The organism is Candidatus Bathyarchaeota archaeon (assembly GCA_026014745.1).
Taxonomy (GTDB): domain Archaea; phylum Thermoproteota; class Bathyarchaeia; order Bathyarchaeales; family Bathycorpusculaceae; genus Bathycorpusculum.
The window spans coordinates 548897-562185 of record JAOZHS010000001.1 but is presented as its reverse complement, the minus strand read 5'-3'; the positions used below and the strand labels follow the sequence as shown (position 1 = coordinate 562185).

16 protein-coding genes and 2 tRNA genes are annotated in these 13289 nt (G+C 47.0%); 11 read left to right on the top strand and 7 right to left on the bottom strand.

All coding sequences use genetic code 11. From position 1 onward, the window contains the following. Window positions 1-121: 121 nt before the first annotated feature. Window positions 122-322 carry a hypothetical protein gene (locus tag NWE92_03065; GenBank protein ID MCW4028611.1) on the top strand — a complete coding sequence of 67 codons (201 nt, stop codon included), beginning with the start codon at window positions 122-124 and terminating at the stop codon, window positions 320-322. Between the two features lie 8 nt (window positions 323-330). On the opposite strand, the gene NWE92_03060 is transcribed toward NWE92_03065, so the two are convergent. Beyond that, entirely contained in the window at window positions 331-648 is a 318-nt protein-coding gene (locus tag NWE92_03060; GenBank protein ID MCW4028610.1) for a DUF4342 domain-containing protein, read from the bottom strand. 149 nt (window positions 649-797) lie between these two features. Here NWE92_03060 and infB point away from each other — a divergent pair, with 149 nt between their 5' ends. Both infB and NWE92_03050 read left to right on the top strand, forming a co-directional pair. Further along, entirely contained in the window at window positions 798-2585 is a 1788-nt protein-coding gene (gene infB, locus NWE92_03055) for a translation initiation factor IF-2 (protein ID MCW4028609.1), read from the top strand. Between the two features lie 97 nt (window positions 2586-2682). Then, complete coding sequence (locus NWE92_03050) at window positions 2683-3240, top strand: tRNA (pseudouridine(54)-N(1))-methyltransferase TrmY (GenBank protein MCW4028608.1); 558 nt, start codon at window positions 2683-2685, stop codon at window positions 3238-3240. Here the strand turns inward: NWE92_03050 and thiL are convergent. Together thiL and NWE92_03040 are read right to left on the bottom strand one after the other, a co-directional pair. Beyond that, on the bottom strand, window positions 3237-4265 hold the full coding sequence (thiL, locus tag NWE92_03045) for a thiamine-phosphate kinase (GenBank protein ID MCW4028607.1): 1029 nt from the start codon (window positions 4263-4265) through the stop codon (window positions 3237-3239). The genes NWE92_03050 and thiL overlap by 4 nt on opposite strands. A gap of 128 nt (window positions 4266-4393) precedes the next feature. After that, complete coding sequence (locus NWE92_03040; protein MCW4028606.1) at window positions 4394-4621, bottom strand: hypothetical protein; 228 nt, start codon at window positions 4619-4621, stop codon at window positions 4394-4396. A 157-nt stretch (window positions 4622-4778) separates the two neighbouring features. Between NWE92_03040 and NWE92_03035 the strand changes: the two genes are divergently transcribed. From NWE92_03035 to NWE92_03015, 5 genes are all read left to right on the top strand, one after another. Continuing rightward, a tRNA-Thr gene (locus tag NWE92_03035) sits at window positions 4779-4855 on the top strand. Between the two features lie 98 nt (window positions 4856-4953). Next, window positions 4954-5286: a hypothetical protein gene (locus NWE92_03030; protein MCW4028605.1), complete on the top strand. Its 333-nt coding sequence runs from the start codon at window positions 4954-4956 to the stop codon at window positions 5284-5286. Window positions 5287-5384: 98 nt separating this feature from the next. Next, window positions 5385-5462, top strand: a tRNA-Pro gene (locus NWE92_03025). Between the two features lie 171 nt (window positions 5463-5633). Next, window positions 5634-6950 (top strand): hypothetical protein, encoded by a 1317-nt coding sequence (locus NWE92_03020; protein ID MCW4028604.1) that lies wholly within the window; start codon window positions 5634-5636, stop codon window positions 6948-6950. A gap of 113 nt (window positions 6951-7063) precedes the next feature. Beyond that, entirely contained in the window at window positions 7064-7708 is a 645-nt protein-coding gene (locus tag NWE92_03015) for a hypothetical protein (protein ID MCW4028603.1), read from the top strand. 15 nt (window positions 7709-7723) lie between these two features. On the opposite strand, the gene NWE92_03010 is transcribed toward NWE92_03015, so the two are convergent. Together NWE92_03010 and NWE92_03005 are read right to left on the bottom strand one after the other, a co-directional pair. Continuing rightward, on the bottom strand, window positions 7724-7918 hold the full coding sequence (locus NWE92_03010) for a YwbE family protein (protein MCW4028602.1): 195 nt from the start codon (window positions 7916-7918) through the stop codon (window positions 7724-7726). A 62-nt stretch (window positions 7919-7980) separates the two neighbouring features. Further along, the gene (locus NWE92_03005) at window positions 7981-8220 is read right to left on the bottom strand and encodes a hypothetical protein (GenBank protein ID MCW4028601.1); all 240 of its coding nucleotides are present in this window, start codon (window positions 8218-8220) and stop codon (window positions 7981-7983) included. A 162-nt stretch (window positions 8221-8382) separates the two neighbouring features. On the opposite strand from NWE92_03005, the gene NWE92_03000 reads away from it, so the two are divergent. Continuing rightward, complete coding sequence (locus NWE92_03000; protein MCW4028600.1) at window positions 8383-8880, top strand: pyridoxamine 5'-phosphate oxidase family protein; 498 nt, start codon at window positions 8383-8385, stop codon at window positions 8878-8880. A 94-nt stretch (window positions 8881-8974) separates the two neighbouring features. Then, a complete protein-coding gene (locus NWE92_02995) occupies window positions 8975-9313 on the top strand; it encodes a zinc ribbon domain-containing protein (protein MCW4028599.1) in 339 nt (112 codons plus the stop codon). Here NWE92_02995 and NWE92_02990 read toward each other — a convergent pair. Together NWE92_02990 and NWE92_02985 are read right to left on the bottom strand one after the other, a co-directional pair. After that, the gene (locus NWE92_02990; GenBank protein ID MCW4028598.1) at window positions 9310-9933 is read right to left on the bottom strand and encodes a hypothetical protein; all 624 of its coding nucleotides are present in this window, start codon (window positions 9931-9933) and stop codon (window positions 9310-9312) included. The genes NWE92_02995 and NWE92_02990 overlap by 4 nt on opposite strands. A 71-nt stretch (window positions 9934-10004) precedes the next feature. Then, complete coding sequence (locus tag NWE92_02985) at window positions 10005-11435, bottom strand: B12-binding domain-containing radical SAM protein (GenBank protein ID MCW4028597.1); 1431 nt, start codon at window positions 11433-11435, stop codon at window positions 10005-10007. Window positions 11436-11780: 345 nt separating this feature from the next. Here NWE92_02985 and NWE92_02980 point away from each other — a divergent pair, with 345 nt between their 5' ends. Further along, entirely contained in the window at window positions 11781-13145 is a 1365-nt protein-coding gene (locus NWE92_02980; protein ID MCW4028596.1) for a B12-binding domain-containing radical SAM protein, read from the top strand. Window positions 13146-13289: the final 144 nt, after the last annotated feature.

Below are 13289 nucleotides of genomic sequence, written 5' to 3'. Positions count from 1 at the left end.
CATTTTTTGTCTATACCCTCTTCTTGTGCAGCGTTGTTTAGCCTAATTATGGAATAATTTAAAATAACCCACCTGCTTTATATTTGAGAATCACAAACAAAACAGCAAGGAAGCACAAAACATGAGCGATGAAGGCGACACATTCTGGGTATCATTATCCGAGAAATTCATAGGTCTCATTCTCATAATCCTCGGCGGAATATTGCTCTACTACACCGCCACAACCGCAGATTTAGGAGTCTTTGGCGCATTCTTTGGCGTGCTTAGCGTAATTATGCTGATCATCGGTGTATTTCTGCTCATAGTTAAGCCGCCCAAATAAGCAGCTTATTATTCTCTTCTTTCCACCACAAGCCTACAATTAGTAACCAACGCAGCAATAACGCCCAATGCGGCTAACCAGGGCACTAGCACCACGCCGACCACGCCCACTGTCGCGGGGATTTCAAGAAGGGTTTTGCCTGCCTCGTCTTTGACGATGATGCGGGTTACGTTGCCTTCATGCAGCAACTCTCCGACGCGTTCGACAAGTTTGTTGGCGGTAACCGTGAATTCTTCATGGGTAAATGTTGGAACGGCGGCGCCGCAGGTTCCGCAGAATCGGTCAGTTTCTTGGAGGGGGGCTCCACATTTGACGCAATAACGCACATACTTCACCATTCATGGTGGAGGCGTCCAAAATTTAAGGTTTGTCGATAAGCAAAACTATAGAAGAGAGGCATAACACAAATAAAATCAGAGATTTATTTATCAACAACAACGTCTATCAACCCAGCATTATAGAGGAGAAATATCGGATGCCCATACGCCAACCCATTGTCTGCGTCTTAGGTCACGTGGATTCAGGCAAAACCTCACTTCTGGATGAGCTGCGAAAAACCAACGTACAGATACGCGAAGCAGGCGGCATGACTCAGCACATCGGAGCCAGCTTCTTCCCCGTAGAAACCCTAAAACAACTCATCGGACCCTACATGGGCAATTTCAAAACAGGCATCGAAATCCCAGGTCTTCTCATCGTTGACACCCCCGGGCATGAAGCCTTCACGAATCTTAGGCGTCGGGGTGGAAGCGTCGCCGACATCGCGATTCTGGTTGTGGATGCTCTGCGCGGGTTTGAAGCGCAAACGCATGAGTGTATCGAGATTTTGAAAGCACGCAAAACTCCTTTCATTGTTGCCGTGAACAAGATTGACCGCATTCCCGGCTGGAAAGCACACCCCCACACAACATTCATGCAATCATATGCGGAGCAGTCCAGTTTTGTTCAAGACGAACTCAACAACCGCCTCTATCATGTGATGGGCGATTTTAGTCGGCTCCAATTTAAAACTGACCGCTTTGACCACATCCGCGACTTCACCCAAAACATCGCCCTAGTACCCACCAGCGCAAAAACAGGCGAAGGCCTAGCCGAACTTGTCATGGTGCTTGTCGGGTTGACTCAGCAGTTCCTCAAAAAACGGCTCCAAACCGCCGATGGCCCAGCAAAAGGGGCAATTTTAGAAGTTAAGGAAGAGCCGGGGTTGGGCATGACGCTTAACACGATTGTTTACGATGGCACGCTACATCGGGATGATTTGGTTGTGGTGGGCGGCAGAGATGGTCCAATCTCCGCGAGGGTTCGCACGATTCTTGTGCCGAAGCCTCTTGATGAAATGCGTGATCCCCGTGACAAATTCACAAGTGTAGACTGCGTCTATGCGAGTGCGGGTGTGAAGATTGTTGCGCCGGGCTTGGAATGTGCTTTGGCTGGTGCGCCTCTGCTTGCGGTGCCAAGCGGCGAAGACGTCTCAAAATATTGCAAACTAATCACTGAAGAAATCGGTCGCATACGCATCACCAAAGAAATCGACGGCGTCATCGTAAAAGCCGACACGCTGGGCAGCCTTGAGGCGATGGCGGAGATTTTGAAAGCCAACAACGTACAGGTCCGTATTGCTGATATAGGCGATATTAGCAAACGCGACGTTATCGAAGCTTCAGTGGTTAAGGGTCGGGAGCCTCTTTTGGCGGCAATTTTAGCGTTTGGCGTTAAGGTTCTCCCTGACGCGGAAACCGAGGCAGAAGCAAATGGCGTTAAGATTTTCCGTGACCCCATCATCTACAACCTCATCGACAACTACACGGCGTGGGTGAAGGAAAAGAAAGAAGCCAAAAGCGAAGCCGAATTTGACGCGTTGGTTAAACCGGGTAAGGTTACGGTTTTGCCTAACTGCATTTTCCGTCGAGCTAAACCGCTTGTCGCTGGTGTAGAGGTGCAAAGCGGCAGAATAAAGCCCAGAGTCAGCTTAATTCGCAAAGAGGACGGCGCCGATCTTGGGGAGATTGACCAGATTCAAGACCAAGGCAAAGCGATTGGCGAAGCCAAAGTCGGCGCGCAAGTCGCGATTTCAATGGATAAACCCATCGCGGGACGCCACATCTTTGAACGCGACGTGCTCTACGTAAAAGTCCCCGAAAACGACGCCAAAGTTCTGCTGACCACACATCTGGATGATTTGACTCAGGAAGAACAAGACCTCCTAAAAGAATACGTCAACATGATGCGCAAAAAGGTGCCGTTCTGGGCAGGCGTCATGTAACCGCAGGATAGCTCAGTTAGAGCACCCACCCCCTCTCTTATATGAAGCAAGGATTGAGTTTAAAGCCTCTGATCCCATAGCAATGGGTGGTGAAAGCTTGACAAGAGAATTCATCCTCTTCTCTCGGCTAGGAAAAACTGATTCAGCTTTTAACAATCTCCACGACGCAGGTCGCCTCGACATTGTACACGAATGCATCGTCAGCAGCCTCTTCTTCAGCCATGGTCTACGTCGAGATGTAACCTTTCACGCCAGCCTCAACGGTCCGCCTAACCCGCCTGTGCACATCAAAATTGACGGTGCCAGCCTCTACGATGTCCGCACCGACATGGAGACGTGGCAGCAAATCCTTAGAAAAACCCTCGCAGGCAAACCTCACCCGGGCATCAGCCGCGACAAAACCAGCTTTGAGGCGCTGCTAAAAGCTGAGGCTCAAACCCACAAAGTCTTTGTGCTCGAAGAAGATGGCAAAGACATAACCGACGTTGACCTTGGCGGGGATTGCCTGTTTGTGCTTGGGGATCATGTGGGGTTGCCCAAGAAGGCGGAGACGTTTGCGTTGCGGTTTGGCGAAAAAATCAGTTTAGGCAAGCAACCCTACCTCGCGGCGTCATGTATAACTGTCATCAACTACATGCTCGACCGCAAAGGTTAGATTTTGGTTTTGAAATGTTCCCAGCCGCGGTCTTCTATGGGGCACTTTTTGCCATCCACATTTAAGACGACATCAGTTTCGCGGGTCACTTTCCCAATCGGCAACAGGCAGCTCCCCACGGCTTCCACGGCGGTTTCCGCGTCCACCCAGTTTTTAGGCTTAACCGTAACGACCAACTCGTATTCTTCGCCGCCATGCAACGCCAACTCCACAGCATCTAAGCGGTTGAACTCGGCAAACCTACGCACCTCATCAGCCACCGGAATACTATCCACCAAGAAGCCCACGTTGCTTAAGCGGGCGATTTCATGCAGACTCCACGCCAAACCATCACTAGAATCAATTGAAGCTGAAACCCCGCCTGACCTGCTAAGCGCCAATCCTTCAGCTAAGCGGGCTTTGGGCATACAAACCGCCCCCAACAGCACATCACGCAGGTTATGGGACGTTTGGCATTGCTCATCAAGCAGCAACCGCAACCCCGCAGCGGATTTACCAAAAAACCCCGTTACGGCAAGGATATCGCCCGGTTTTGCTCCGCTTCGCAGCATCAGGTTGGATTTTTGTGCAGTACCAAACAACGAAATGGCAATTACGAGGTCGGAGGCTTCGTTAGTGTCACCACCGATGATGTAGGCATCATACTCTTGGGCGCCCGAATTGAGACCACTTGCGAGTTCTTCAATGTCTTTGGTTAACAGATTACGCGGCAACCCCAAGGACACTAAGGCAGCGGTGGGTTGGACGCCTTTGGAGGCGAAGTCGCTGATGTTCATGATGAGGGCTTTTCGTGCGGCTTGCCAGAGACTCATATGTTTGGGGACATCGGTTTTGCCGACGAGCATATCAGTTTTTAGCACCGCTACAGTTTGGGGGTCAAGGCTAACGGCGGACACGTCGTCGCCAAACGGCACAGGCATGTTGGGCATGGGGGATAGTTTGCTTTTTATGATTTCGATAATTTTGTGTTCGCCCAAATCTTTGCTGGTTACTCTGCCAGCCCCTTTGGCACTGTGTTTATCCATGCGCCCTTCTCCGCCAAAAACCCTTATCATTAGTTAGGCGCGTTACACCTTTTAAAATTGACGCTTATATAATTCATAGGGAAAGCTAGCCAAGCGTTTGGAACAGTTTCCGCTTGAGGTTGCTTATTTTAGGTGGGTGCAAGGGTCTGCAGTTGGTCGAGGACTTTTTGTACGTCTTGTGCAGTTACGATTCTTCTGTTTTCTTCGGTGGCTACGTAGAAGGCGGATTTGAAGACTTTGCATGCGAGTTGCTCATCAACGACGGTTGAAGAGGTTAAGACCTCTACAACATCGTTAGAGTATGCGATTTTTAATTTGTTTAAAACTAAAACAACCTCATTTTTTGTTAAAGCCAACGATTTTTCCCCACCCATAAATCGCTGAATTAGCTAAATAGCTTTTCGATAGTCACGCCAAAAACCAACATACCACTAACTTGATAGGTAAATCAAAAGTCAACGCGGCTAAACCAACATTTAAAAACACGAAAACCAACAGTACCCATAACAAGGTGCCCCGATGGCTCAGCCTGGTAGAGCGGCTGCCTCGTAAGCAGCAGGCCGCGGGATCAAAGCCCGCTCGAGGCTCCACTTTTGTAGATGTGTTGTGCACATAGCCAGTTTTTTGGACGTACAAGATAGCTTTATTAAATATTACGATACCATGCCAGTTGGTTGGAGGCATCAGCATGCGTCTGTTTTCGCAACAATCAAACAAACTCAAATGCCCCTACAAGGGATGCGAAAAAACATTCGATAAACCAACCGTGATTACAGACACCTCCGTCTTCCCCCGCCAAACCCACTACGCATGCCCCTACTGCATGTCCAAACTCAACATAGTCACCGAAAAAAACAAAATCACCCAAATCAGACCCGTCGACTACCCCACCGTCCTTGACTCCCCAGCCAAATGCGCCCACTACAGCGGCTTACTCAATCAACCCGCAGAGAGCCGCTTTCAGCAAGAAGAATGCCTCGTCTGCCCCAAAGTTCTCCAATGCAACCTACGCCAAAAATAACCAAACCCTCGAAGCCAAGAAGGCAGAGCTAAATTTGCGGGTTTGATTTGACAAGGTTTTTATGATGCAACCTAAACTATTCTTCTCCAGCAAAACGTGGGGCCTTCGGCTAGCTTGGTCCAGGCTTGTAGACTTGGGCTCTATAGACTCCGGTTCAAATCCGGGAGGCCCCACCAATCTAATTCTAACCTGCCGGGACTTTTCGGTTGGGCCTGTAATTTGAATGTAATGAAAAACTTGATACGCTTAACGCTCGTAGTCAAAAGTTTTAAAAGTAAAACTAAAGCAAATGATCTGAATTAGTATTGTTCCCTTAATTATTTGTCAGCTTTTGGATGGGAAGAAACATGTCAAGAAAAGAAAAATCTCAAGAATTTATCGTTCCTTGTTGTCCGCAGCTTGATTCTTTTCCTGCCTGTGATGTGCTGCAATATCAATATAGGCTGTTGCATCCCGTTACGGTAGGCGCTGTTGCGGCACGGCAAACCGTCAATGTGGAAGTAGTCATTACCGCGAGGCTGGAAAGGTGCCCTGGACCTCTAGCACTGGGTGACTTGGTGTATTCGACGACTCTGCTTCCAGGCGAAAAAGTCCGGCTCTTCACCAGTGATCGGCGGAGCCGATTCACCTATGACAGTGAAACTAAGCTAAATTACCGAACAGAGCAGACTTCTGAAGAGCAGTATTATATGACCAGCATGGATGAATTCATGAGCGACCTGACTATACGAGACTCGGCAAACTCGACCAATACAACAAAAGGGCATTATGATACGCATAGTAACGCAAGCGGAATTCTAGAAACCATATTTACAAGCCCTTCGGTTAACGCAAAGGGCAACTTTGACGGGGAATCGACAAGCGAGTTCATGCGGGAACTGACTCAGCATGCTCAAGCTGCGCATAATCGGTCGGAGAATGCAACTCGCACTGCTGGCTCCAAAACCATCGGTGAAGTGGAGACCCGAAGCCACCAAGAAGGCGAAAGTCAAGATCACCTTGAAGCCTCGTCACGAGAGTTCAGCAACCCCAACAAATGCCATGCCGTCACATACTACTTCTACCAGATAAATAAGACTCAAACTGTGAAGTTTAGTTTTGTATCAATCGAGAAGCGAGTAATTGACCCAGCCGGTGACACCAAAGTCACGAACAACGCCTTTGGCTCAAAGGGCTCAATTGCTACGCTGGCAACTGCCGTACTTGCAACGAGCCCCAAACGCTTAGAGTTGGAAAACATGGCAAGGCAGAGTGAAGCTGCAGAGAAGAATACCCAAACAATCACAGCTACAGCCACGGTTTCAGCACGCACCAGCACGGTGGCAAGTCAACAACCCATTTCTCTAACCATGCGAAGACAAGCGGTCGCAGCGGTGAATGCCCAACTTGCTGAGGCAGGATTGGTTAATGTAGACGGAAACCTTTCGACTAAAACTAAGGAGTTTTCGTTTGAAGTGCGGTCTTCTCTTCCGACTCCTGGACTGCTCGTGAAGGGCTGCCTTGACTCTTGCGATGTATGTGATGAGACGCGAAAACGAGAAATCGAGTTGGACCTTGAGCATAAGAGGCTTGAGAATGAACTACTCAAACGCAAGATTGAGTTACTGGACAAAGCCCAAGAGTATCGTTGCTGTCCACAACCTGCCCCCGAACCTGAAGCATAGGTAAGCTGAAATCGATGAATCCAAAAATGGGGTAACCGCCCATTTTAGGTATTTTTTATGTAGCAGCAGCTTTATGTAAAACCTCATAAGGCAACGGCAATCTAGAAGAATTGGTGGATATGAAGAGGAAAGCGTTACTTTTTGCTATTATGCTTGTTTTCTCATTACTCGCTATGCTCCCCGTTGTTGAGGTGACTAAGGCTAATCCAATAATTTTTCCAACTCATACATCTCCGCCGGATAATGCAGTTTTTTCAGTCAAGGTGTTAAGCCCAAAAGAAAATGCAACCTACACCAATGGGACAATCAACGTTTGCTTTACCAAAGAAATCAATAGCCTCCCTGGAATCTCCACCTATGTTCACCTCATAAGTAATTACAAAGGAGACTGGATGAGCAGCAGCAAATGGTGCCCTTTTCCACCTGGAGCGGATGTTGGTCATTGGAACAGTTATCAAATCTTACAGCATAACTTCACCCTTACCCAAATACCCAAAGGGTACCATACGCTGACAATCGATGCTTATGCGCAAGGCAGCTATTTTATAAACGGAACCGAGTATGTTTTTCAACTCCCAAAAAAGGCAATCAGCATACCATTTTTTATGGTTTCATCACCCGTTAATGGAAATCAAACGATAAATCAAGTTCCAAGTGCAACTCCTACAGTTCCCGAGTTTCCATTGGCAGGTACCCTATTTGTGATAGCAGTTGTGTCTGTCTCATTGGTTTACTTTAGAAGAAGCTACGACAGTTAACTGGGTGTGCCTGCATTATGTTATTGTTTGTACTCTGCCGACTTTGCCGTCGGTTAATCGCACCTTGATTCCATGGGGATGCGTTGGGCTGTTGGTAAGGATACTTTTGACGATACCGTCAGTTAATTTACCGCTTTGCTGGTCCTGCTTCAAAACGATTCTTACGTGAATGCCTGCTTTGATGTTGCTTCTTTGCTGATTCGGCTGCAACCAACTGTACCCCAATTTAAGAAACTAAAAAATGTTAGTTCTTCTAAGTTTGCCCTTAAAAACTACTGCTCTTTTATTTTAGGCAGAACCTTTGTTGCCCATTCAGTTTTAGATGAGTATATTTCACGTAGTTTGGGCGTAGCAGCAGAATTAGTAATTTTAGGGGTTGCAAGCATTTGCCTTTTGGATCTGCTAACCGCATTGTTTTGTTTTGGTTTTTTTCTGTCCACTTTATAATTTTCACGGTTCATATTCAATCGCTTCCACTTCAAAGCCGCGATGTTACATATAGGAGTTTGCATGATTTTTGTTTTAATTGATTAAAACAGAAGAAAAATGTCCATAAATAGAATTTGCTCCTAGATTCCTGTTCAAATGGGAGGCCCCCCAAATCCTTCCAAGTTCTCCGACTCTTTTTGTTAACCTTATTAGTTGCAGTAATCTTGATTTAATGAGGCGTTTTTATGAGTTCAGAGCCCCAAGGATATCTTTCTGGAAAACCCCTCGCAGATAGTGACCTAAAAGAGCGTATTGCTGCGTTTTTGCAGAGTACTAACATGTGTGTGCTTGCTACCTGCAGCGGTAATGTTCCAAGGGCAACTCCACTTGAGTACCGCTCCAAAGGGTTAACCATTTATTTTGTTGGTGAACCCGGAATTAAACTCAAAAACATAAAAGAAAACCCCCGAGTCAGCATTGGTGTTTTCCTGCCCTATAAGGGCTGGAACAGTGCGAAAGGTGCACAAATCACGGGTTTGGTAAAAATAATATCGCGGGAGGAATCTTTCGAATTTAGTGAGGGGTTGGAAGCATACAACTGGGAAGAAACCGCAAAGGAGTTAGGGATAGAAGAATTTCCCCAAACCGTAGTATTGGTGAAGGTTACACCAGTAAAAATAGAGTTTATCGATGCTACACTGAAACAGGCAGGGTATAGCGCCCGCCAAGTATTAACTCTTTAAGCCAAGGGCAATTCAAATCAGAAAAGCCCTGCACCAAACTGTTGACCACAAATCTTAAAACCAAATCACACCTAAACGTGTCTGAGGAGTTATTGTGGTTTATTGTAGCAGATGCGGCACTCAAAATCCAGACGATGCAAGGAACTGCACAAACTGTGGAGCCCCCCTCTACACTGTAGGCGAACAGTATCCGGGAAGCGACCGAGAACATTACAGACGAGTTGAGGGCGAATGCTTCGGCTTACCCCACGGCGGCATGATTGTAGCAGTCATTTTCGGTGTTATCATTTTACTTGTCGGGTTAGGCTCACTTTTGCAGGCAAGCGGATACATCTTTGACTTCTGGCAATACCTCTGGCCCCTTATAATAGTAATCATCGGCGTCTTGGTCATCTTAGGCGGACTCTTTGGAAGAAAACACCGTAGATACTAAAAACACTCCCCGCATTTTAGGCATGTTCGCCTGTTGTTCCACTCAGAGAGCAAAATTCTAAGCCAAAGCGCATACGCAATTAAGCCAAGCGCAAAAACATCAACTATCAAGCCCCCGCTTAACAGGTTAGTTTGAGCCAAAACCACAAATGCGCCCACAACAAAAAGCGCGTTAACAGCAGCTTTGCCATAACCAGAGAATTTGATTTGTGCCAACCCCAAAACCATCAACAATTCCCCAAGCACCAGCAGCCATAGGTTGCCCCAAAACAGGGGTAGACCTGCAAAAAAGTAGAGAAACGCCAAAACCAAAGCCGCCACCCCTCCGATTAAGAGTCCACTGCAGGCTGCGCAAATCTTTCGCGTGCCAAGGGTGATCCTGTTTGGTGTGTATTGTTTGCAGTCGGGGTGATGCCCGCTGATTGGTAGGGGGTCAGCGTTTTGTGGAGAGGTTTTTACCTGAGATTTCTCGAAGATGCCTCTGCATTTGGCGGGGTGGAAGACGGCGATTATGCCCATCAGACAGAGGGCGATGAAGGCGGCGCCGATAAAGTAGTTTTGGGCATTCACCTCGAAGGTGCCCACGCTTGTTTGCGTAACCAGAAGGGGAAGCAAAGCCAACCCCACAATCTCCACAGCAAACTGAAACCATGGAAGGGCGGTTGAATCCTGTTTTTTGAGTGTTTTTTGGTTTAAAACAGCGATTTCACCTTTCCCATCACGCCAGTTGACGCCATATGCCAGAAAACCTTCCGCTTAAGCTTGTTTTTGCCAAAGAGCCCGTCTAAGCGTCGGCTCCAGGAACCGTAGAAGTCGCGGTAGCAATGGTAGAGTTCTTCTTGCACTTCTTGAGGCGTTAGGGTCTCGGTGGGCATGATGGCGTGAATCATGTCGTAGTGCGACCAGTTCTTGTCCATAAGCCAACCGTTGCGTTCTGCTTCCGCATAGATTTCGGTGCCTGGAAAGGGTGTTAGGATTCCAAACATGACGAAGTCAGGGTCTAAATCGTTGGCGAAGACGCGCATTTCTTGAATGCTTTGGTGGGTGTCTGGTCGGTTGCCAATGATTAGCATAGCGTGGGCGAAGATGCCGTTGTCTTTGAGGAGTTTCACGGCGGTTTTTGCATCGGTGGGGCTTATGCCTTTTTTGAAGCCTTCAAGAGTTTTGGGGTTAGAATTCTCCACGCCAAGCAGCACCCAATTCAACCCTGACTTCCGCAGGCGGGGCAGGATGTCTTTGTTGCGGATGATGTCGTCGCATCGGGCTTGCACAAACCAATACACGTCCTCAGGCAACTTTTTGGCAATAATTTCCTCAGCGATCTCTGCGGGACGCTGCCCAGACCCGAAATTGTCATCGGTTAACCAAATGAATTTGCTGCCGAACTCGTTGTGGCAATACGCCAACTCATCAGCGATGCGTTTGGGGGATTTCACGCGCCAGCACGCTTGCCAATGCCGCCACTGCGTACAAAACGTGCATTGATGGTTGCATCCTCGACCGCCTTCTATGAGAGCGTAGGGGGTGTTTTTGCCGCCCATGACCGTAAAATGGTATTTGAGCATGTTGTCTTTGACAAGGTGATAGCCTGGGAAGGGGAGGTCTTCGAGGTTCTGGATTTGGGGGCGCTCGCCGTTGTTGATGATTTTTTCGCCGCTTCGATAGGATATCCCTTGGATGTTGCCTAAGTCGCCTTTGGTTTGATAGGTTTTTATGAGTTCAGTTAGGGTTTGTTCGCCTTCGCCGCGCACGATAACGTCAAGTTCAGGGTACGACTGCAGGCTTTGCTGGGCGGTGGCGGTGAAATGTTGCCCTCCAGTAACTGTTAGAACATTTGGGACCATTCGCTTGGCAATTTCAAGTGTTTTGATTACAGCGTAGGTATTGCAAGTAGCCAAAGACGCACAAGCCACCACATCGGGTCGAAACTGAGCTATGCGTTGCTCCATGGCTGCCCAATCAACTTTCTCAGCGTTACAATCTAGCACACCCAACTCTACGCCGCTGACGTGCTTTTCCAAATATGCCGCAAGCTGGATGATGCCATAAGGAGGCGGCAAATACTCACCCATAACAAACCATATGTCCTTCGGTGGCTCAACAAAGAGGACTCGCAAATCCAAACTCCCACACGCCATGTTAGCCGTCTGTACTTATTAGCCTAACGTTAACTATTCCAAATGCGATGCGCCTCTAACGGGTCAATCGGAAAACCTCACAAACATTTCCTGAGCGCCTTAGAGGACGTGATTTCCTTTGTTTGGATATGGTAAAGAGAAAATTTTTATGTCAAGAACAGGCTAGTTTTAGGTGTATAGACCTGTTTAGTTGAAGGCACCGCTAACTTTTCGGTCAGAAATCTTGAACTTCTTTATTATCAAAAAAACTGAGCAGGGTGTTGAAACAAAAGTCTGAGAATTGCCCAACCGGCCTGTTTTGAATATGAAATTGAAAGTTTCGGTGACAAGATGACTACGGTGACTTTGGTCTACCCATATTTCCGTGCTCGCGCTGACTCCTCGATTTTTAGGTTTCCACCGTTAGGACTAGGCTACATAGCAGCATACCTAAAGCAGCAGGGCATTTCCGTCGAAATCGTAGACTGCACCTTCCTAAAACAAAAAGAAGCCCTCAAAAAAATTGTTGCTTCCAAACCTAGGATTATTGGAATCCAATCAATGTATTCGATGAAGGAAAAATCGCTGGAAATAGCCAAACTGATAAGAAATCACTGCGAGTTGCTCGTGGTTGGCGGGGCTCTTCCAACTATTGAACCTGAAAAGTTTCTCGAAGACTTCGATGTAGTAGTTTTGGGTGAGGGTGAAGAAACTATGTTGGAGCTCACGAAAAAATTCACAGATGGCGACGATTTTTCGGCAGTAAAAGGAATTATTTACCACGATAAAGACTCGGGGGAAATTCGACGTACAGCAAAGCGGGAACTAAAAGAGGATCTAAATTATTTTCCTAACCCTGCCAGAGAACTGTTTGATAATAATTCTTACAAAGAGTACTATTCTAAAAATTTTGGTTACACTACGACACCTATCATGACTTCAAGAGGCTGCCCTTTTTCATGCGATTTTTGCAGTCAACCTATTTTTGGCAATGTGTTTAGAGTAAGAGACGCTTCGAAGGTTGTTGATGAAATTGAACAAGCTGCAGCATTAGGTTATAGCAGAATATGGTTTGGGGACGACTGCTTCACCTTAGACCATAAACGATTGATAAAAATATGTGACGAAATCATCAAACGTCGAATAAAAATAGGCTGGGAATGCCTCTCAAGAGTCGACACCCTCGATGATGAAACAGTTGACAAGATGAAACAAGCGGGGTGCCTGCGAATGTTTTTCGGCATAGAATCAGGAAACAACCAAATTCTTGTCATAATGAATAAGCACATAACAACAAAGCAGGCAACCCGAGCTGTTGAGTTGTGTGAAAAGAAAGGAATCAAAGCGGGAGCCTTCTTCATAGTAGGATACCCTGGCGAAAACGAAAAAACCATATTAAACACAGTAAAGTTTGCCTCTTCGCTTCCGCTGGATTACCTTTCTTTTACGCTGCCCTATCCGATTCCGGGAACACCTCTATTTGAGAGATTAACTAGCAGCTTGGCTCCAGAAGAGTGGGAAGAACCCAAAAACATTCAGTTGGTAAAACATAAACTTCTTTTCGACTCGCAAGTCAGTGAAGGAAAACTAAAGTTTGCCATTGTTAAGGGCATGATTCAGTATTACATTCGCAAGCACACAGGCAAGGCAGGTTACCAAATTATAGGGACGCCCTTTGAAAAAATAACCGACGCCATGTACAAGCTTATGCATTAAGGTTTAAGCCGTTTTTCCTAAAGAGAACAAGTTTGTGGGGTTTACGGGTTAAGAGTTGTGTGGATATGCAGTTAAGATGGCGAGCCATCAATGCATTCCCTCTTAACCCACCCACTAATTGACTCATTTAATTCAAATATTTTA